General features: G+C 71.8%; 20 protein-coding genes. 14 read left to right on the top strand and 6 right to left on the bottom strand.

Annotated elements, in window-relative coordinates:
- The first annotated feature begins 42 nt into the window (after positions 1–42).
- Both HNR40_RS55805 and HNR40_RS49815 read left to right on the top strand, forming a co-directional pair.
- Positions 43–1,026 carry an SIR2 family NAD-dependent protein deacylase gene (locus HNR40_RS55805; RefSeq protein WP_184974777.1) on the top strand — a complete coding sequence of 328 codons (984 nt, stop codon included), beginning with the start codon at positions 43–45 and terminating at the stop codon, positions 1,024–1,026.
- The gene (locus HNR40_RS49815; RefSeq protein ID WP_184974774.1) at positions 1,026–2,882 is read left to right on the top strand and encodes a tetratricopeptide repeat protein; all 1,857 of its coding nucleotides are present in this window, start codon (positions 1,026–1,028) and stop codon (positions 2,880–2,882) included. The genes HNR40_RS55805 and HNR40_RS49815 overlap by 1 nt, the downstream gene beginning before the upstream one ends.
- Here the strand turns inward: HNR40_RS49815 and ppgK are convergent.
- Positions 2,848–3,582: a polyphosphate--glucose phosphotransferase gene (gene ppgK, locus HNR40_RS49810; RefSeq protein WP_184974771.1), complete on the bottom strand. Its 735-nt coding sequence runs from the start codon at positions 3,580–3,582 to the stop codon at positions 2,848–2,850. The two genes, HNR40_RS49815 and ppgK, sit on opposite strands and share 35 nt — an antisense overlap.
- A 90-nt stretch (positions 3,583–3,672) precedes the next feature.
- On the opposite strand from ppgK, the gene HNR40_RS49805 reads away from it, so the two are divergent.
- Both HNR40_RS49805 and HNR40_RS49800 read left to right on the top strand, forming a co-directional pair.
- Positions 3,673–4,785 carry a TIGR03118 family protein gene (locus HNR40_RS49805; RefSeq protein ID WP_184974768.1) on the top strand — a complete coding sequence of 371 codons (1,113 nt, stop codon included), beginning with the start codon at positions 3,673–3,675 and terminating at the stop codon, positions 4,783–4,785.
- Positions 4,786–4,953: 168 nt separating this feature from the next.
- Positions 4,954–5,589 (top strand): TenA family protein, encoded by a 636-nt coding sequence (locus HNR40_RS49800; protein ID WP_184974766.1) that lies wholly within the window; start codon positions 4,954–4,956, stop codon positions 5,587–5,589.
- Here the strand turns inward: HNR40_RS49800 and HNR40_RS49795 are convergent.
- The 3 genes from HNR40_RS49795 to HNR40_RS49785 are packed head-to-tail and all read right to left on the bottom strand — an operon-like array spanning position 5,579 to position 8,271.
- Complete coding sequence (locus HNR40_RS49795) at positions 5,579–6,157, bottom strand: HAD family hydrolase (protein ID WP_221341791.1); 579 nt, start codon at positions 6,155–6,157, stop codon at positions 5,579–5,581. The genes HNR40_RS49800 and HNR40_RS49795 overlap by 11 nt on opposite strands.
- A complete protein-coding gene (locus HNR40_RS49790; RefSeq protein ID WP_184974760.1) occupies positions 6,154–6,762 on the bottom strand; it encodes a response regulator transcription factor in 609 nt (202 codons plus the stop codon). The genes HNR40_RS49795 and HNR40_RS49790 overlap by 4 nt, the downstream gene beginning before the upstream one ends.
- A 9-nt stretch (positions 6,763–6,771) precedes the next feature.
- On the bottom strand, positions 6,772–8,271 hold the full coding sequence (locus tag HNR40_RS49785; RefSeq protein WP_184974757.1) for a carboxylesterase/lipase family protein: 1,500 nt from the start codon (positions 8,269–8,271) through the stop codon (positions 6,772–6,774).
- A 118-nt stretch (positions 8,272–8,389) separates the two neighbouring features.
- Between HNR40_RS49785 and HNR40_RS49780 the strand changes: the two genes are divergently transcribed.
- Positions 8,390–9,208: a DUF4253 domain-containing protein gene (locus HNR40_RS49780; protein ID WP_221341790.1), complete on the top strand. Its 819-nt coding sequence runs from the start codon at positions 8,390–8,392 to the stop codon at positions 9,206–9,208.
- A gap of 84 nt (positions 9,209–9,292) precedes the next feature.
- On the opposite strand, the gene HNR40_RS49775 is transcribed toward HNR40_RS49780, so the two are convergent.
- Entirely contained in the window at positions 9,293–10,120 is an 828-nt protein-coding gene (locus HNR40_RS49775) for an SAM-dependent methyltransferase (protein WP_184974754.1), read from the bottom strand.
- Positions 10,121–10,434: 314 nt separating this feature from the next.
- Positions 10,435–11,673, bottom strand: a complete 1,239-nt coding sequence (locus HNR40_RS49770; protein ID WP_184974751.1) for a helix-turn-helix domain-containing protein — start codon at positions 11,671–11,673, stop codon at positions 10,435–10,437.
- Positions 11,674–11,836: 163 nt separating this feature from the next.
- Here HNR40_RS49770 and HNR40_RS49765 point away from each other — a divergent pair, with 163 nt between their 5' ends.
- Genes HNR40_RS49765 through hemB form a run of 9 tightly spaced genes read left to right on the top strand, consistent with a single transcriptional unit; the run spans position 11,837 to position 18,529 of the window.
- Complete coding sequence (locus HNR40_RS49765; protein WP_184974748.1) at positions 11,837–12,550, top strand: hypothetical protein; 714 nt, start codon at positions 11,837–11,839, stop codon at positions 12,548–12,550.
- Positions 12,547–14,202: an MFS transporter gene (locus HNR40_RS49760; RefSeq protein WP_184974746.1), complete on the top strand. Its 1,656-nt coding sequence runs from the start codon at positions 12,547–12,549 to the stop codon at positions 14,200–14,202. Before HNR40_RS49765 ends, HNR40_RS49760 begins: the two co-directional genes overlap by 4 nt.
- Before the next feature lie 20 nt (positions 14,203–14,222).
- Positions 14,223–14,411 carry a hypothetical protein gene (locus HNR40_RS49755; protein WP_184974744.1) on the top strand — a complete coding sequence of 63 codons (189 nt, stop codon included), beginning with the start codon at positions 14,223–14,225 and terminating at the stop codon, positions 14,409–14,411.
- Positions 14,408–14,611 carry a hypothetical protein gene (locus HNR40_RS49750; RefSeq protein WP_184974742.1) on the top strand — a complete coding sequence of 68 codons (204 nt, stop codon included), beginning with the start codon at positions 14,408–14,410 and terminating at the stop codon, positions 14,609–14,611. Before HNR40_RS49755 ends, HNR40_RS49750 begins: the two co-directional genes overlap by 4 nt.
- Positions 14,611–14,907, top strand: a complete 297-nt coding sequence (locus HNR40_RS49745; RefSeq protein WP_221341789.1) for a hypothetical protein — start codon at positions 14,611–14,613, stop codon at positions 14,905–14,907. Before HNR40_RS49750 ends, HNR40_RS49745 begins: the two co-directional genes overlap by 1 nt.
- Positions 14,904–15,620, top strand: a complete 717-nt coding sequence (locus tag HNR40_RS49740) for a maleate cis-trans isomerase family protein (RefSeq protein WP_221341788.1) — start codon at positions 14,904–14,906, stop codon at positions 15,618–15,620. Before HNR40_RS49745 ends, HNR40_RS49740 begins: the two co-directional genes overlap by 4 nt.
- A complete protein-coding gene (locus tag HNR40_RS49735) occupies positions 15,617–16,762 on the top strand; it encodes an FAD-dependent oxidoreductase (RefSeq protein ID WP_184974736.1) in 1,146 nt (381 codons plus the stop codon). Before HNR40_RS49740 ends, HNR40_RS49735 begins: the two co-directional genes overlap by 4 nt.
- 1 nt (position 16,763) lies before the next feature.
- Positions 16,764–17,555, top strand: a complete 792-nt coding sequence (locus HNR40_RS49730; protein ID WP_184974732.1) for an aspartate/glutamate racemase family protein — start codon at positions 16,764–16,766, stop codon at positions 17,553–17,555.
- A complete protein-coding gene (hemB, locus tag HNR40_RS49725) occupies positions 17,552–18,529 on the top strand; it encodes a porphobilinogen synthase (protein WP_184974728.1) in 978 nt (325 codons plus the stop codon). The genes HNR40_RS49730 and hemB overlap by 4 nt, the downstream gene beginning before the upstream one ends.
- Positions 18,530–18,547: the final 18 nt, after the last annotated feature.

Genomic DNA, 18,547 nt, shown 5'->3' with positions numbered 1-18,547 from the left:
GCGAGGACTTCTTGCTTCCAGACTGCCCGCCGCCGAGGAGATATGGCGTTTTTCCTGGCCGTTGACTCACGCCGTTCCATCCGGATTACTGAAGATTCCACCTGGACCAGAACGGCAGGGAACGTGCAGAGCACTAGAGGCTGGGAGAATCTGGTTAAGTCAATTAAGGAGAAAGAGTGTGTCCCTTTCTTGGGTGCGGGCGCGAGCCAGGGCCTGCCCACGGGCGCGGCGCTGGCCAAGGACTGGGCCGAACGAGTCCGCTATCCGTACCATGACGCCGACAACCTGTCCAGCGTCATGCAGTATGCAGTTGTGATGGCGTTCAATCACGATGCGAATCAACTCAAACGGGCACTCCACCGGACAGTTTTCTCGCAAGTCGCTTTAACTACCGATCAGCTTGATATCCACCACATCTTGGCACGTTGCGATCTTCCTCTCTATCTAACGACCAACTACGACGATTTCATGGTGGAAGCGCTGCAACGAGCCGGCAAAAGGCCGACCTGGAATGTGAGTCCGTGGTATTCCTCCGGGATGGACGATGACGACGACCGGCGGCCGCCCCTGCCCGCCGACGACCCCACGGCCGAGCGTCCCCTCGTCTTCCACCTGCACGGCCACCACTCGATCCCGCATTCGATGGTGCTGACCGAGGACGACTACATCGACTTCCACGTCCGGCACGCCCGCGACGGGCGGGACAAGAGCCTGACCCCGGAGGCCGACCGGGCCGCCGTCGTGCCGTCCTACGTCCGCACCCGGTTACGCCGCGCGCCGCTGCTGTTCCTCGGCTACAGCCTGCGCGACTCGACCTTCTGGACGCTCTTCAAGTCGCTCATGATCGCCATGCCCGACGGGCAGCGCAGCAGCCACGTGTGCCTCCAGCTCGATCCGAGGGTGAAACGAAGGGCCGCGGTCCGCGAATACCTAGACAAGCGGCTGGGCCGGCAGCAGATCGAGATCTTCTGGATGTCACTGGAGGAATTCACCGACATGCTCGACTCGCGGCTGAGAGGGACGTGATGAACGACTCCCCCTATGTCGGTCCACGCCCGTTCCTGCGCTCCGAGGCGGGCCTGTTCTTCGGCCGCCGGGTCCAGGCCCGCAACCTCTCACTCGACTGGCTGGCCGACCGCGTCACCGTGCTGCACGGGCCGCCCGCCGTGGGCAAGACCTCACTGCTGCAGGCGGGCATCCTTCCGCTCCTGGAGCAGGAGCCGCACGTCGTCACGCTGCGCCCCAGCCGCCTCGCCCCGCCCGCGCCACCGCGCGCCGGCGCCGCCGGGCACAACGCCTTCGTCTACTCGGTGCTGAGCGACTGGGGCGCGCCGGCCGCGCCCGGCACCACCGTCGCCGAGTTCCTGGCCGGTCGGGTCACCCAGATGCCGCCGAGCGGGCGGCTGCTGGCGGCCATCGACCAGTTCGAGGAGGTCTACAGCGCCTTCCCGACCCGGATGGCCGAGCGCGAGGGCCTGCTGCGCCAGCTCGCCGCCGCGCTGGCCGAGATCCCCTCGCTCAACCTGCTGCTGGTCGTGCGCGACGACCATCTCGCCTCGGTGAACGCCAGCGAGGCCCTGCTCGGCGTGCCCATGAACTACCGCCGGCTGGACGGGCTCGACGAGCGGGCGGCGGCGGAAGCCGTACAGGGACCAAGGCGCGGAACCGGCAGGGAGCTGCCGGACGAGGAGACGCGCGCGCTCGTCGACCGGCTGCGCACGAGCACCCACACCGACCTGCTGGGCAACGCGGCGAGCGTGGTCCATCCGCTGGTCGAGCCGCTGCACCTGCAGATCGTCTGCGCCGAGAGCTGGGCCGACCCCGGCCTGACCGGCATCCCCGGCGTCGCCCAGGCGCTGAGCGCCTTCTACCGCAGGGCCACCGAGGAGGCGGGCCTGGAGACCGGCGTGCCCGTGGCGGAGGTGCGCGCGTGGGTGGAGTCGGCGTTCATCACCGAGTACGGCACCCGCGACACCAAACTCCGCGGCCTGACCAGGACGGCCGACATGCGCAACGAGGTCGCCGACGCCCTGGTCGCCCGGCATCTGCTGACCGCGACGACGCGCCTGCGCGGCACCTGGTATCAGCTCGGGCAGGACCAGATGATCGAGGTCGTACGGCGGGCCGGTGAGGGGTTCGCCGAGCCGGGACCGGCCCGGGTGCCCGAGGACGCCGGGGTCTTCACCGAGGCCGCCGAGGCGGCGTTCGGCGAGGGCAACTTCACCGGCGCCCGCCGCCTGGCCTCCGTCGCCGCCAGCCGCTACCAGCTGGAGGGCGACACCCGCAGGCAGGCGCAGGCCATGGCGCTGCACGGCGAGATCGCGCTGGTGGAGGGCGACCTGACCGCGGCCAGGGAGAGCTTCAGGAGCGCGCTCAACGGCTTCGAGTCGCTGGCCGACCGGGTATCCACGGCGCGGTCGCTGTCGGCGCTGGCCAACGTGGTGGCCACCAGCGGCGACCACCGCGCGGCCGCCGACCTCTACCGGCAGGCCGTGGAGATCAACCGCACCGACGTCGAGGCCAGGACCGGCCTCGGCTTCGCGCTGTGGCGGCTGGGCTCGCCGGCGGACGCGGAGGCCGAGTTCGCCCAGGCGATCACGGCCCGCCCCGGCGCCGAACCGGCCGCGACCGCCCGCGCCCTGTCCGGCCGAGGGCAGGTCAGGGTCGATCTGCGGCTGCACGCCAGAGCGCTCGACGACCTCGACCGGGCGCTCGCGCTCGGCCTGAACCCGGAGGACGAGGCCGACGCCTGCTCGGCGCGGGCGCTGGCCCTCGCGGGTCTCGGCCGGCACGACGAGGCGGCGGCCGCCATGGAGGCGGCCCTGCTCCTGGCGCCGGGCAGCCCGCTCACGCGGGAGCGTGCGGCCCGCCTGCGCAGGTGAGGGCGGCGCCGATGATGCCCGCCTCGTTCTGCAGCGCGGCGGGCACGATCGGGGTGTCGATCTTCACGTGCGGCAGGAACCTGTCGGCCTTCCTGCTGACGCCGCCGCCGACGATGAACAACGCGGGCGAGAACAGCATCTCCACGTGCTTCAGGTAGGCCTCGACGCGTTCGGCCCAGTCCTTCCAGCCGAGGTCGTGCTCCTCGCGGGCGCGGTCGGACGCGCGGTGCTCGGCGTCCTTGCCGTGGAGTTCGAGGTGGCCGAGTTCGGTGTTGGGCACGAGCGTGCCGTCGATGAACAGGGCGCTGCCGATCCCCGTGCCGAACGTCAGCATCAGGACGGTCCCCTTCCGTCCCCTGCCCTCCCCGAAGGCGAGTTCCGCCAGCCCGGCGGCGTCGGCGTCGTTGATCACCCGGGCGCCGTCGAACAGCTCCGAGGCGTTGACGCCGACCCACGAGTGGTGGACGTTCGCGGCGGTCTTGACCACGCCGTCCATCACCACGCCGGGAAAGGTCACGCCGACCGGACCGGTCCAGGCGAAGTGCTCGACGATCTCGGCGACGGTCTCGGCCACTCCGGCGGGCTTGGCGGGCTGCGGCGTGGGGATGCGCAGGCGCTCCTTGGTGAGGCGTCCGGCGGTGACGTCCACCGGCGCGCCCTTGATTCCCGAACCACCGATATCAATGCCCAAAACTTCCATGTCTGTCCCATTCCCAGTCATAACGAGCGATGAACCAGTCTCCCGCCTCCCGCGTATCTCGCGTCACAAGCGCATATCAAGGAGGCACGGATGCGGCACCCCCATAGACGCGGCATCATCACGCTCGGTGCTGTCGCGGTCGTGCTGGGAGCTACCCTCACCACCCCGGCGCAATCCACCACCCCCCGCAACCGCTTCGACGTCGTCAACCTCGTCTCCGACGTCCGTGGCAAGGCCGCCGTCACCGACCCCAAGGTCGTCAACCCCTGGGGCCTGGCCATGGGCAAGACCCTGTGGGTCTCCAACACCGGGACCGGCACCGCCACCGTCTACTCGGGCAACGGCACCAAGGAGAAGACCGAGGTCGCCGTCCCCGGCGGCGCGCCCACCGGCCAGGTCGTCAACACCGGCCAGGGCTTCACCGTCAAGGGCAAGCCCGCCACGTTCATCTTCGCCAGCCCGAGCGGCGCCATCACCGGCTGGAACGCCGAGGCCGACCCCGCCAACGCGATCATCGCCGCGTTCACCCGGGGCGCCGACTACAAGGGCCTGGCCATGCTGGAGAACGACGACGGCTCGTTCCTGCTGGCCGCCGACTTCGCCGGTGGCCGTATCCACGCCTTCAACGAGGACTTCGAGCGGGTACGGCTCGGCCGCTCCCAGTTCCGCGACCGGGCCCTGCCCAGCAACTACCACCCGTTCAACGTGGCGATCGCCAACGGCTCGGTGTGGGTCGCCTCGGTGCTGCGCGACCCCCAGACCGGCAAGGCGGTCCCCGGGCGCGGCAAGGGCTTCCTGAGCCGATTCAGCACCGACGGCAGGCTCACCGGCCGCATCGGGCGCGGCCCGCTCAACGCCCCCTGGGCGATCACCACGGCCCCGCGCGGCTTCGGCGCGCTGGCCGGATCGCTGCTGGTCGGCAACTTCGGCGACGGCACCGTCCACGCCTTCAGGAGCGGCCGCCACCTCGGCGCGCTGCGCGGCGCCAACGGCCGCCCGGTCGTCCTGCCCGGCCTGTGGGACCTGGAACCCGGCACCGCCGCCACGGGCGGCGAGAACGCCGTGTGGTTCGCGGCGGGCATCGACGGCGCCAAGCACGGCCTGATCGGCCTTCTCCGGCCGGCGGGCGCCCGGCCCGCCACACCGGCGCCCGCCGGCACTTCCACCCCGAAGCCGACGAAGACGACGGGAGGTGGTTACTAGCCTCTTCTCCGGCCCGGCGCGGGCGGCGCGGCCCGCGCCGCGGCGGTGATCTCCTCTGGTACGGAGTTCTGCACGCGCCGCACACCCCGCCCGGCCCGCCCCGGCCGCGGCGGGGTTCGCGCGTCCCCCCGGCCTTCCGCGCGCACGAGGGGTGTCTAGAGTCGCGGCATGAGTGAAGAAGCCTTCAGCACGTGGTTGCGCGCCCAGTGCGCCGAGGAGTGGGAGGCGGTGGCCGGGCACCCGTTCGCCGCCGCCATCGCGGCCGGCACCGCCGACATGCGGCACTACCTGGAGCAGGACTTCCTGTTCGTCGACTCCTTCACCGCCCTGCTCGGGGCGGCCGTGGCCAGTGCGGACACGTTCGAGGCCCGCGTGCCGTACGGGAAATTCCTGGGACAGGTCGCCACGACGGAGGAGAAGACGTACTTCCACCGGGCGCTGGCGGAGCTGAAGGGCAGCACCGACGCGGCGGCCGAGCCGGTCACGGCCGAGTTCCGCGCGCTGATGGACGAGGTCAGGTCCGCGCAGGACTACCCGCTGATCGTGGCGGTGCTGTGCGTGGCGGAGTGGAGTTATCTCGACTGGGCGGCGCGGGCGACGGAGCCGCTGCCTGAGGGGTTCGTGCACCGGGAGTGGATCGAGCTGCACGAAGGGGCGGAGTTCCGCGCCTGGGTGGGGTTCCTGCGCGGGGAGCTCGACCGGCTCGGGCCCCGGCTCGGTGAGCCTGGCCGGGACGCGGTGCTGGCGGTCTTCCGGCGGGCGGTCGCCCTGGAACGGCGCTTCTTCGACATGGCTAGCGGGTGAGCGGCGCCAGGTCCTCGATGTTCCGGTAGTGGATGCCGGTCATGCCGATCGCGCGGGCGCCCTCGACGTTCTCCAGTCGGTCGTCGATGAACAGGCAGCGCTCGGGCGCCACCCCGGCCTGTTCGGCGCCGATCTCGTAGATGCGCCGGTCGGGCTTGGCGTAGCCGACCTTGGCGCTGCTGACCACGGCGTCGGCGAAGTAGGTGAGGCCCAGCCGGTCGAGGTGGGCGTCGAGGTTGTCCATGGCGTTGGTGACGATGATCAGCGGCATCCGCTCCTGGACCTTGGCCAGCACCGCCCTGACGTCCTCGTCGACCCAGAACGGCACCTCGGCGAACTCCTCGGCGGCCTGCCTGGCGCTCTCGTGGCCGCCCAGCTCGGCCACGATCGCCTCGACCCACTGCCGCGAGGTGATCTGGCCGAGCGTGGCGGGCAGGATGAGGTCGGACCGGAACGCGGTCTTCATCAGGGGAAGGCCGTAGCGGGCCTCGATGTCGGCCTGGGCGGCGTCATCGAAGATCCGGAGGACTCCATCGAGGTCGCTCAGTACCGCGTCAAAGGTCGTCACAACCAACCATTGTGCCGTGCCAGCTGGGCCGCCTCGATCCGGTTCCTGGTGTGGGTCTTGCCGATGGCCGAGGACAGGTGGTTGCGTACCGTGCTCTCCGACAGGTGCAGCCGGGCGGCCACGTCGGCGATGGTGGCGCCGTCGAGCGCGGCGGCCAGCACGTCGCGCTCGCGGTCGGTGAGCGGGCTGGGCCCGGCGCGCAGGGCGGCGGCGGCCAGCGCCGGGTCGACGATCCGCTCCCCCGCCACCGCCCGCCTGATCGCCGCGGCCAGCTCTTCCACCGGCCCGTCCTTGACCAGGAAGCCGGCGGCGCCCGCCTCCATCGCCCTGCGCAGGTAGCCGGGCCGGGCGAAGGTGGTCAGGACCAGCACCGCGCAGCCGGGCAGCGCCGCCCGCAGCTCCGGCAGGACCTCCAGCCCGCTGCGGCCGGGAAGCTCGATGTCGAGCAGCGCCACGTCCGGCGCGTGCTCCAGGGCCGCCGCGACGATCTCCGCGCCCGTCGGCACCTGGGCCACGATCTCCAGGTCGTCCTCCAGGCCGAGCAGGAGAGCCAGGGCGTCGCGCATCATGCCCTGGTCCTCGGCGATCAGCACGCGCACGGTCATGGGTCCACGCTAGTTCCAGAAGGCCAGCCGGTGCTCGGCGGCGTAGTCGACGGGTCGGATCTTCCCCGGCTCCAGCGACAGGGTGCCGCCCTTGAGCTTGGGCCAGGCGGGCAGTCCGGCGCCGTTCGGGTCGCCGGTGCGGGCGAAGTTCGTCCAGTAGGAGAGCATCTGGCCGGAGAGCTTCTGCTGGGCCGGGCTCAGCTTCACACCCTTCTCGGGGAAGAGGTACGGCAGGTCGCCCGCGTGATAGGCGCCCAGGTCGAAATCGGCCTTGATGGGCAGGAACATCGGCGCGTCCCGGTCGGCGAACTCGAAGCCGTAGACCGGGGTCCGCCTGGCCAGCAGGGTGTTCTGGGCATGGGTGCCGCGGGCCCACATGCGGTCGGTCATGACGGCGGCCCAGGCCACGGCGGGCTTGCCGTACCTCTTGAGGGGGTACTCCCTGGCGACCGCGGCGGCGCGCTTGCCGAACGTCTCCTTCAGCGACTCCGGGTAGGCGATCTTGCCGCGCATGGCGGCGAAGATGCGGTGCTCGTCCTTGGTGGCCCCGGCCAGCACGGGCACGCGGTGGAAGCGGCCCTTCTCGATGGCCGTGGAGGGGATCTCGGGCAGGACGGCGTTGCCGTAGGTGTAGGACTGGAAGACGTTCATGATCTGCGGGACGGCGAGGATCTTCTTCACCGGCAGCGCCTTGAGGCAGGCCAGGTCGGCGCAGCCGAGCTGCTTGGCGTAGATCTGGCCGACCGCCTCGGTCTGGGCCGTCGGGCGCCAGGCGTAGGACGGCTGGGCCTCCAGGCCGGGGAGCATACTGCCGGCGGGCATGTCCATCATGGTCTCGCCGCTCTGCATGGCGGCCCGGTGGAACAGGCCCTTGGCGCCCGGCGAGGTGAGATGGCCGCCGATGGCCAGCGCACCGAACGAGATGCCGAACACCGTGACGTTGCCGGGGTCGCCGCCGAAGGCGGCCGCGTTGCGGCGTACCCAGCGCAGCGCCTCCTGCTGGTCCTGCAGGCCGTAGGTGCCGCTGTCGCGCAGGCCCGGGTAGCCGAACCCGCTGAACACCCCGAGCCGGTAGTTGATCGTGACCACGACCGCGTCGCCCGCGGAGGCGATCGCCCTGGCGTTGGAGTAGTGGCCGGCGCCGAGCGCGCCGTCGCCGTGGATCCACACCATGACCGGCCGCTTGGCGCCCTTCTTGGCCGGGGTGGTGACGTTCAGGAACAGGCAGTCCTCGTTCTCGCTGGTGATCTTGGCGTAGTCGGACCCGACCTGCGGGCAGGGGCTGCCCGGTTTGGTGGCGTCCTGGACTCCCTTCCAGGCCGCGGCGGGTCTCGGGGAGTCCCAGCGGGGCGCGGTGGCGTAGCGGATGCCCTCGAACAGGCGGTGCCGCCCGTCCTCCCTCCCGCGCACCGCGCCCTTGTCGGTGGTGACGACCGTGTCGGTGGCGGCCGCCGTACGCGCGTCGGCGCATCCGGTCAGCAGTACGGCTGCCGCGAGCAGAATCTTCATGCACCCAACGGTGCCGATCTCCACCCCGCCGCCGGAAGGAACGTCGATCCAGGATCGCCCAGGACAAATGTCCTGCCGCTCGAAGCGATGTCGGCGTTCGGCACTACCATCTCCGTCGATGGGCGTGAATGATCTGCGGCTGCCACAGGAGCTGCGCCAGCTGTTCTCGGACGGCGGCATGGGGCGCACCCTGGCCGTCGGCATGCCCGCGGGCGAGCTGGTCTGGCCCGATCCCGGGTTCGCGCAGAAGGCCGCGCGGCCGGCGTTCTGGATGAGCGAGGAGCCCGTCGGCGGCGCGCTGTGGTCGGCCTTCCGCGCCGAGCACGCCCGCAGCGGGTTATGGCCGGTGCTGCTTGATGAGTCGACCCAGGCGTGGGCCGCGGGTCAGGTGGTGCCCGACGACGCCGGACAGATCGAGCACTTCACCGCCGAGGGCTTCATGGCCGAGGTCTGGCAGGAGTGGGTGTCGCAGGTGCCGCCGGAGGCGCTGAGCGAGTTGGAGCCCTTCGGGGCGCTCTGCCCGGGGCTGGCCCCGCCCGGCGTGCTGGTGGCCGAGCCCGGCGCGGTCGCCGACTGGTACGCGGGCGAACTCGCGGTGCGCGGCATGCCGATGGGCCTGGCCGCGGTCGACCGGGGCGCCGACGCGCTGGCCGTCATGGGCTGGCAGGGCGCGCTGCACCACAACGAGTGGATGGTCCCGCTGGCCGCCGTGATCCGCAGCTGGGAGGACCGCTTCGGCGCCCGTGTGGTGAGCCTCGGCTTCAACACCCTCGAACTCAGCGTGGCCGCGCCGCCCGGGGACGTCGAGCATGCCCTGCACGTGGCGGCCGAGCACTGGACGTTCTGCCCGGACAACGTGGTGCAGGGGGCCGGCGACCTGATCGGCTACGCGGAGCAGCTGGTCGGCGGCCATGCCTGGTCGTTCTGGTGGGACTGACCCCAGGGGCCTCTCCTCCTTTCGTGCTTCCCGCCTGAGCTCCGGCCCTAGGGGTACGGCGGCGCCGTACCTCCGGGCCGGTGTTCAGTGCAGGACGGCGAGCGCTCCGTAGTTGCCCGAGGACTCCGGTGTGATGGGGCCGCAATGGTCGTCGGGACGCCACTGCGAGACCCACGTCAAGCCGGGGTCGACCAGGTCGAGGCCGTCCAGGACGGCTGCCAGGCGTTCGCGGTCGCGGGTCGCGTAGCCGGGCAGGGTCATGGCGATCAGGTCGTAGACCGCGGGCAACAACTCGGCGGGGATGCCGTCAAGGGTGGCCTGGAGTAGCCCCAGGTGGCTGCCGGGTGGCCCGGCCTGTCCGAGGCGTTTGACCACATATCGGAACTCCTCGTCGTCCAGGATGCTGTGCCCTGAGACGATCAGGATGCCCACCGGCCGATCCCAGTCGATGAACGTGTTCACGATCCGGTCGCCCAGCAACGCGTCGATCTCCCGGGCCTCTCCTTCGACGACGCGCACCAGGTCGGTGATCGGTTCGATAGTCGCGTGCGCGTTGGCCAGGATCATCGGGTCGGATTCGGCGTAGACCACGCGGGCGCTGGGGGTGAGCGGATGTGCTCGGGCGACGTCGTGGAGGAGGCGGCCGGCGGGCAGGCCGCCGGGGACGCCGCTGCCGATCACTAGGTGCTGGTCGGTTCCCACTGACGACAGATGACGGATGACTCGGGCCAGGAAGGCGTGGACTTCCCTGGCGGCTGTCGCGCTCACGGCGGCGGCGCTGTCGTAGCGGCGGACGGCGTCTCGGTCAGCGAAGAAGTTGTTCTTTCCTCCGGCTGCCGCGTCTAGGACTCGGGTCGGCGTGGCTTTCTCTGTTACGAGATTGGCCAGGTTTCGGATGGCGCGTTGACGCATTGAGTGTGGGCCCTTTCCCCTCGCCACAAACAATCACGGGAAAGTTGGCACCTGACCCCACGCGGTGACCGAAGTCAATAATGATCCATAATCGCCGTGGTCTGGCAATAGCTATTTCGGGAAATACTTCTTTTTTGTTTGAGCGTCCGGAGGGGCCTCGGAAAACCCCTGGTAGAAGCCCTCCCGGAACGGGCCGCGCCCATACCGGACAGGCCTGTTTACGCGGGCCCCTCGGGGGACAAGCTCTCCGGCCCCTTCCGGGGCCCTCGCGGACCCCCTGCCCGAAACCCCGGTCACGGATGCACGCAGCGTGATCAGGGGCCGAGGCGCTGGCGGTGGGCGTAGAGCAGATCGAGGGTCTCGTCGCGGGTCGTGGTGATCACCGAGAGCTTGGCGAACGCCTGATGGTAGACCTCGATCGAGGTCGTGTCGGTGACCAGCTCGTCGGACTCGATCCAGTGGGCGCAGGCCAGGTCCGGCTCGTACGGCTCGGCGAACCGCCACAACGTGAACGGCCCCGTGCGCGGCAGGTAGGCCGGGTCGGTGATCGGCGCGATGTGGATCGACACGTTGGGCCGCTTGGCGTGCTGGATCAGCGCGTCGAGCTGCGCCGCCTGGATCTCCTCCCCCGCGATCGAGCGCATGAGGGCGCTCTCGTCGACCACCGACCAGAAGACGGGCCCGTCGGGCCTGGTCAGCAGCGCCTGACGGGTCAGCAGCACCTGGACGGCGTCGTCGACCGAGGTCAGGCCGGGCGTGGCCAGCCCGGCCACCTGGATGGCGGCCCTGGCGTAGAGCTCGGTCTGCAGCAGGGGCGGGACGATCTGGGTCTGGTAGGTCCTGATGACCGAGGCCCGCTCCTCCAGCGCGTAGGCGGTGGCCGCGAGCGGCGAGACGGTGCTGGAGTCGTACCAGGACGGCTCGCGTTCGCCTCTGGCCAGCGTCATCAGGTGCTCGCGCAGGTGCGGGGCGGCCACGCCGTACAGGGAGAGCATGCGGGCGACGGTCGCGGGCGCGGGGGCGAGCTTGCCCTCCTCGATCGCGGCGACGGCGGCCACGCCCCGGCCGAGCGCGAACTCCACGTCGGCGGGCGACATCCGGGCGGCCACCCGCAGGCCGCGCAGGCGGTCGGCGAGCGCGGTCACGGCGATGTCGCTGAGCCTGGCGGCGTCGGGCAGGTCGTTGGTCGCGGTCCTGGCGGGCAGGCCCTCGGCCCGGCGGGCGATGTCGACGACGTCGCGCAGCAGGTCGAGCGAGCCCTCGGACAGGCCCGAGGCGGACGCGCCGATCGCGGCGGCGCGCAGCTGCAGGTCCTGCATGGCCCCGGACTCCAGATAGTCCTCACCGAGGAGCCACCCGACACTCACCTGAAGGTAACTGGCAAGGGCCTGGAGCACCTGCAGCGTCGGGTTCGTCTGCTTGCCCGTGCGCAGCTGGCTGACGTAGGCCCGGGTGATCGGGATGCCGGCGGTCGTCAGGGCGGCGGCCACCTGAGCACCCGTGTATCCGCGCTTGCTCAGCGCGTGATCGAGTCGCTCAGCGAAATTTGCCACCAAACCTCCCGTCGGGAGCGGACTGACCACAGCGTAAAGGAAGGCCCCCTGACCTGCGTAATCTTCCCATGACGAAAGTGACAGTTGACACGCTAGAACACATCTGAGCACTATCAAAACCGTATCTGATAACTGCCACTTAACAACGAGAGGTGGCCGGGTCGTGATCCAGGGCAGCTCGTGGTTCGTCAGAGACCAGACCGGACAGGGCGCGCAGGCCCTCGCCATCCAGCAGATCTGCGTTCGGATAGCCGGTCCTGAAGCCCGGATACGCACCGCCGACCTGCCCTTGGGCGGCGTCCAGGTGTGGGCGGAGCCAGATTCGTACGCTCATGACCGGCTCTGGGCCGTCCACCACCGGATGGCCCGCGAGATCGGCCTGGCCGGATGGCATACCGAGGTCGGCCCCGACCGGCTGCTCGTGCTCGGCTGGAGCGCGCCCGCGCTCGACCACCGGGCCCGCGTGCTGCGCAACGCGCTCGAACACCGGCTCGGCGACCACGAGAGGACCGCCTCGCTGGCGCTCAGGACCGCCGCCCGGCTGCTGTGCCGGCCCGGCGCCGACCCGGCCGACATCGCCGCGCAGACCCTCGACCGCGTGGCGCAGGACCTGCGCTGGCCGGCCAGGCTCGCGGTGCTCGGCGACCTGGAACGCACCTCCACCGTCGAGCCGCTCAGGATCAGGCTCGCCCAGGTGACCGGGCTCGAGGAACGGGTGCGCCGGCGCTGCGCCGAACACCTGGACATCGCCTTACGGGCCATCCGCACCCTGGCCGGACTCACCGCCCCGCCGCCCGAACCGCAACCCGAGACCCGCCTGGTGGGCACCGCGGAGCGCCTGGTCGCTGCAACCGTTCCCAATCGGAGTCCCCAATGACGCTCACGCCCATCCGTGAGCACGTCACGCTCCCGCCGGCGGCCAAGAAGGCCGCCGCGAAGACGCCCAAGAAGCGGCGGCGCCCGCACCGCCACCGCGCCCGGCGTGGTTACGTCCTGCTGCGCGTGGTCGCCGCCGGCGCGGTCGTGGCGATCATGGCGGACAGCACGGCGACGACGCTGGCCGTACCGCTGCTGAGCGCCGATCCCATGACGGCGGGGCTGCCGCTCGCCGAGATCACGTGGGTGAGCACGGGGAACTTCGCGGCGGTCGCCGCGCTGCTGGCGACGGCGGGCCGCTTCGCCGACCTGCTCGGCCGGCGCAGCGTGCTCGCGCTCGGCCTCCTGATCTACGGCCTCGGCGCCACCGCGGTGATCCTGGCGCCCGCCTGGCACATTCTGCTCGCCGGGCGGCTCGCAGAGGGCCTGGGCGCCGCGATGATGTTCCCCGCGTCGCTGGGGCTGCTGCTCGGCGAGCTCCCTCCATCGCGCCGTGCCGGGGCGGTCGCGCTGTGGGGCGCGTCGTCCGGGATCGGCGCGCTCGCCCTGCAAGGCGGGGGCGGGTGGCTCATGGAGGCGTACGGCTGGCGCGGCCTGTACCTACCGGGGGCGATCCTGGCGGGCCTGCTGCTCTGCCTCACCATCCGCCTGCCGCGCTCCCGCGGCTCCAATCGCCGCATCCCCGACATACTCGGGGCCTTCGCCCTCGTCGGCGCCATCGCCAGCGCGGTGATCGCCGTCTCCCGCGGCGACGTGTGGGGCTGGACCTCCGACCGGACACTGATCTGCGCCGGAGCGGCGGTGGTGCTGCTCGGCGCGGCACTGGCCACCTCATGGAGACACCCGGCCGGGGCGATCGACATGGGGTTGTGGCGGCGGCCCGGCTTCCTGTGGGGCGGCAGCGCGTCGTTCCTCTACGGCGCGCTGTCGTTCATCGTGCTCGCGACAGGTCCGCTCTACCTGCGCGAAAGCGGGTTCGACACGATACAGATCGGCTGGTGGCTGACGCCGATCTCGATCGCGATGATCGTGGCCAGCCCGATGGCGACGCTGGCCAGCCGCCGGCTCAGCCTCAACGGCGTCATCTACCTCGGCGCGCTGATCCTCGGCGGCGGCTGCGCGCTGCTGCTGGCCCAGCCGTCACCCACGGCGTGGAGCCTGCTGGGCGCGGTCCTGCTCGGCAGCGGCTTCGGCCTGCTGTCGACTGGAACGTTCACAGCGGGCACGATCGCCGCCGAACCGACCCAGTACGCGGCGGCGGTCGGCGCGATCAACACGGCCAGGATGCTCGGCGGCGCCATCGGCGTGGCCGCCGCCTCCGTGCTGATCGAGCACCCGTTCCTGAGCGGGCCCGCACCCGGTTTCGCCTCCGTCTTCACCACCTGTCTCGGGATCACGGCGATCATCGGGACGGCCGCGCTCGTCCGGGTGGCCCGCGGTGCCGGCCGGACGCCCATGCCCGGAGTGCTCGCCCTCGAAGAGGAAGTGGCGATGCTGCGCCACCTGCTCGCCGAGCTGCGCGCCAGCTTCATCCAGGTCCGCGCCGAGGCCGAGGAGGAGCTGGCCAGGTTCGGCATCAACGATCCGTCCGGAGTCCGGGTTGGCTGGCCGCCTGGTGTCCCCGGGCAGCGGCAACCCTCTGACCAGCGCTGAACCCCCCGTAGGAGCACTTCATGCACGACGACGACGAACCCCGCCGGCCGTACCAGCACCCCTACCAGAACCCCGATGAGACGCCCACCGACGGCATGCCCGCGCTGTCGGCGGCGACCGCGCGCACCGTCCACCGGCTGCGCCACATCCGACAGGTGTCCGACCTGGCCATCAACGTGATCGACCAGGCTCTGGAGCGCGCGTCGTGAGCGCCCGCCGCAAGCTCACCGTCACCGTGGAGCCGGGCTTCACCGGCGAGCAGCAGGACGAGCTGACCGCCCGGATCGGCGGCGCGGCCCGCGAGGTGCTCGGCCGCGGCGCCCGGGTCGAAGTCGACGCCGAGCCCCCCATGGACGCCCGTGCCCGTCGCGAGGCGGCGATCCGCGCCGCGTCGTGGTCGGGCTGCTGATGACCGCCCCCACGCTGTTACCCCGGACCGCTCCGGTGCCCTCCTGGGGCAGCTCGGTGCTCGTGATGGCACTGCGCAACCGGGCGGCCCTGATGTGCGACGCGGAGCTGCGCCGCCTGTCCGCCCGGGTCCCCGAGCTGGACGCCCGCGCCCGCGACGAGGTGGGCATGACCGTCCAGCGGGTGGTGGACGCCTTCATCGGCGGCGACCTCGGCCAACGCGTGGCCCGCGACGCGGGCCTGGCCGAGGCGCTGCGCGTGCTCTTCTCACTCGACCCCTCGGGAGGCAGATCGTGACCAGAGTGGGTGTCGTGGTTCCGCCCGCCAACCCGGCGGTGGAGCCGGAGTTCGCGCGCCTGCTGGGCGCGCGGGCGGACCTACACGTCACCCGCTTCCCCGTACGGCCCGGCCTGCAACTGGCCGAACGCCTCGACGCCTACAACGAGGCGCTGCCCGCCATGATCCGCTCGTTCGGCGGCCTGCCGCTGGACGCCCTCGTCATGGCCTGCAGCGGCTCGCGCTACCTGCTCGGCCCCGAGCTCGACCGGCGCCGCTGCGAGGAGCTCAGCGCGGAGTTCGGCCTGCCGGTCGCCTCCGCCACCGAGGCCACCCGGCGGGCCCTGGAACACCTGGGCACGCGGGAGATCACGCTGGTCTCGCCGTACCAGCCGTGGCTGACCGACCACGCCGACAGGTACTGGACGGCGGCCGGGGTGCGGGTGGCCAGGGTGATCCCGGTCAAGGCGGGCGAGCGCTTCGCGCCGTACGAGGTGACCACGGAAGAGCTCGTCGGCCAGATCGAGCAGGCCAGGGCGGCGCCCGACGCGGTGCTGCTGCTGACCGGCACCGGCATGCCCACGCTCAGCGCGATCGGCAAGCTGGCCGAGGGCAATGAACGGGTCGTGCTGACCTCCAACCTGTGCGGCGCGTGGTGGGCGCTGACCAGCGCGGGCCAGCAGGTCATGCTCGGCCGCAGGAAACACCGTGACGGCGAACGGGTGCCGACATGAGCGCCGTGATCGTGGCCGGAGCCGGCCCCGTCGGGCTGGCCGCGGCGCTCACGCTGGCGAGGGCGGATGTGCCGGTGCTCGTGCTCGAACGCGAGCCGGCGCTCGGCACCCGTTCGCGCGCCTCCACCATCCATCCGGCCACGCTCGACCTGCTCGACGAGCTCGGTGTCGCGGCCGGCCTCGTCGCCCGCGGCGTGGTCGTGGACCGGGTGCAGTGGCGCGACCTGGCCGGCTCCGTGCTGGCGGAGATGCGGATGGCGGGCCTGGCCGGGCTCACCGCGCATCCCTTCCGGCTGCACGCCGAGCAGGCGGCGCTCACGCCGTTGCTGCTGGGCGAGCTCGTCGCGCACCCGCATGCCGAGGTCCGGTTCGGGGCCCCGGTCGAGGCGGTGGCTCTCACGGGCACCGCCGTACGGGTCAGGACCGGGGGCGGATGGGAGCGCGCCCGCTACCTGATCGGCGCCGACGGGGCGCACAGCAGCGTCAGGACCGCGCTCGGCCTGCCGTTCCCCCAGTCCGGCTACCCCACCCAGGCGCTGCGGATCTTCACCGGCTCACGCCTGGAGGAGATGCTGCCGGGCCTGGCACCGCTCACCTACGTTCGCGATCCGGCCCAGTCGTGCAGCCTGCTCCGCCTGCCCGACCACTGGCGGATCATCCTCAGGCTCGCGCCCCGGGAGGCCATTCCCAGCCGGGTCGCGGGTCTGGCCCTCACCGACCTGAACATCCTCGGCACGCACCGCTACGACCTGGCCAGCGGCGTGCTCGCCTCCTTCCGACACGGCCGGGTGCTGTTCGCCGGTGACGCCGCGCACGTCACCTCCACCGCCGGCGGCCTCAACATGAACGCCGGCATCCACGACGCGGTCGACCTCGGCAGAACACTCGCCGGAGTACTCGGGGGACACCAGCCGCCTGCCGCGCTGGAGAGCTGGGCGCGCCGCCGCCGCGCCGTCCTCGTCGACCACGTCATCCCGGCCAGCGAGGCCAGGGTCGCGGGGGTGCAGGACGGCGACGCCGCCCGGCTGCCCGCCGCCATGGCCGCGCTGCGCGCGATCGCCGCCGACGGCGAGGCCACCAGGGCCTACCTGGCCAAGGCCTCCATGCTCGATACCGTCCCCCTTCCCGTGAGGCACACCTGACATGCGAATCTGGTTCCAGAAGCACGCCGTCGAGGGCCGCTCGCCGCTCCTCGACAAGCTTTACGCGGAGCACCTGTCCAAGGTGGCCGGACCCGGCACCACCATCGAGATCCACACCCTGCCGCCGCAGACCTACGCCGCCGAACTGCCCGAGGAACTGGTCGGATTCGGCCCGCTCGGCCTGCTGTTCGGCGACTTCTTCGCGCGCACCGCCAGCACCGCCGAGCGCGACGGCTGCGCGGCCTGGATCAGCGGCGCCGGCCAGGACCCCGGGCTCGCCGCCGCGCGCGTGCGCGCCACCATCCCCGTCATCGGGTACGGCGACGCCACCTGGCATGCCGCCCGCCACGAACGCCACCGGCTGGGCCTGATCGGGTTCATCCCGCACCTGGCCGAGCCGATCACCGACAACATCCGGGCCGCCGGCGCCACGCTGGCCGCCTACGAGATGATCGACGACGGGGCCGCCGTGGTCACCAGGGCGCTGGCCCAGGACTTCGACCCGTTCGTCCGCGCGTACACGGCGGCCGCGCGGCGGGCGGCCAGAGCCGGCGCGCAATGGCTGGTACCCGCCGAGGGCATACCGAACGAGATCCTGGTCCACCTCGGCATCCGCGACCTGCACGGGCTGCCGGTGATCGACCCCGGCGGCCTGGCCGTCAAGACCGCCGAGCATCTCGTACGGCTGCGCGACCTCGGCATCACCGCCCGCTCCGACGCCGGCTACTGGAACCGGCGCCCGCCCGCGGTCGTCCTGGAGCACGCCGAGCGGATCCTGGGGGCACGGCCATGAGTTACCCGTCCGACCGGCCGCGGCGGCTGCGCCGTACCGCGGCGTTGCGCGCGCTCGTCGCCGAGACCAGGCTGCACCCGTCGGACCTCGTGCAGCCCCTGTTCGTCCGCGAGGGCATCGAGGAGCCCCGGCCCATCCCCTCCATGCCGGGCCAGGTCCAGCACACGCGCGAGAGCCTGCGCAAGGCCGCCGCCGCCGCGGCGCAGGCCGGCGTGGGCGGGATCATGCTCTTCGGTGTCCCCGCGGCCAAGCACGCCGACGGGCGCGGCGCCTGGGACCCCGAGGGCATCGCCCAGCTCGCCCTAGCCGACGTCGCCGCCGAGGTCGGCGAGGCCACCGTCGTGATCGGCGACATCAACCTGGACGAGTACACCGACCACGGGCACGTCGGCCTGCTCGGCCCGGACGGCGACGTCGACAACGACGCGACGCTGCGCGCCTACTCCAGGGTCGCCGTCGCGCAGGCCGCCGCCGGCGCGACCGTCGTGGCGCCCAGCGGCATGATGGACGGCCAGGTCGCCGCCATCCGCGCCGGGCTCGACGACGCCGGCTACCAGCGGGTGCCCATCCTGGCCTACGCCGCCAAGTACGACTCCGCTTTCTACGGGCCCTTCCGCACCGCCGTGGAGTCGTCGCTGGTCGGCACCCGCTCCACCCACCAGCAGGACCCGGCCAACCTCCGCGAGTCGATGCGCGAGGTCGAGCTCGACGTCGAGGAGGGCGCCGACCTGGTGATGGTCAAACCGGCCGGGCTCTACCTCGACGTGGTGCGCAGGGTCGCCGACGCGGTCGACGTCCCCGTCGCCGCCTACCAGGTGTCCGGGGAGTACGCCGCGCTGGAAGCCGCCGCCGGGCACGGCTGGCTGCAGCGCGAGCGGGCCATCGAGGAGAGCCTCACCGCGATCCGCCGGGCCGGCGCCCGGATCGTCATCACGTACTGGGCCACCGAGGTCGCCCAGCGACTGCACCGCTAGCCCCTCCTGGAGGAGAGA

Origin of the sequence: Nonomuraea endophytica (genome assembly GCF_014203235.1) — a bacterium.
In the GTDB taxonomy this organism is placed as follows: domain Bacteria; phylum Actinomycetota; class Actinomycetes; order Streptosporangiales; family Streptosporangiaceae; genus Nonomuraea; species Nonomuraea endophytica.
This window is presented reverse-complemented; position numbering and strand designations above follow the sequence as displayed.

Coding starts and splice junctions, on each gene's coding strand:
- HNR40_RS55805 (WP_184974777.1), top strand. CDS start 43: ATGGCGTTTTTCCTGGCCGTTGACTCACGCCGTTCCATCCGGATTACT.
- HNR40_RS49815 (WP_184974774.1), top strand. CDS start 1,026: ATGAACGACTCCCCCTATGTCGGTCCACGCCCGTTCCTGCGCTCCGAG.
- ppgK (WP_184974771.1), bottom strand. CDS start 3,582: ATGGAAGTTTTGGGCATTGATATCGGTGGTTCGGGAATCAAGGGCGCG.
- HNR40_RS49805 (WP_184974768.1), top strand. CDS start 3,673: ATGCGGCACCCCCATAGACGCGGCATCATCACGCTCGGTGCTGTCGCG.
- HNR40_RS49800 (WP_184974766.1), top strand. CDS start 4,954: ATGAGTGAAGAAGCCTTCAGCACGTGGTTGCGCGCCCAGTGCGCCGAG.
- HNR40_RS49790 (WP_184974760.1), bottom strand. CDS start 6,762: ATGACCGTGCGCGTGCTGATCGCCGAGGACCAGGGCATGATGCGCGAC.
- HNR40_RS49785 (WP_184974757.1), bottom strand. CDS start 8,271: ATGAAGATTCTGCTCGCGGCAGCCGTACTGCTGACCGGATGCGCCGAC.
- HNR40_RS49780 (WP_221341790.1), top strand. CDS start 8,390: ATGGGCGTGAATGATCTGCGGCTGCCACAGGAGCTGCGCCAGCTGTTC.
- HNR40_RS49775 (WP_184974754.1), bottom strand. CDS start 10,120: ATGCGTCAACGCGCCATCCGAAACCTGGCCAATCTCGTAACAGAGAAA.
- HNR40_RS49760 (WP_184974746.1), top strand. CDS start 12,547: ATGACGCTCACGCCCATCCGTGAGCACGTCACGCTCCCGCCGGCGGCC.
- HNR40_RS49755 (WP_184974744.1), top strand. CDS start 14,223: ATGCACGACGACGACGAACCCCGCCGGCCGTACCAGCACCCCTACCAG.
- HNR40_RS49745 (WP_221341789.1), top strand. CDS start 14,611: ATGACCGCCCCCACGCTGTTACCCCGGACCGCTCCGGTGCCCTCCTGG.
- HNR40_RS49735 (WP_184974736.1), top strand. CDS start 15,617: ATGAGCGCCGTGATCGTGGCCGGAGCCGGCCCCGTCGGGCTGGCCGCG.
- HNR40_RS49730 (WP_184974732.1), top strand. CDS start 16,764: ATGCGAATCTGGTTCCAGAAGCACGCCGTCGAGGGCCGCTCGCCGCTC.
- hemB (WP_184974728.1), top strand. CDS start 17,552: ATGAGTTACCCGTCCGACCGGCCGCGGCGGCTGCGCCGTACCGCGGCG.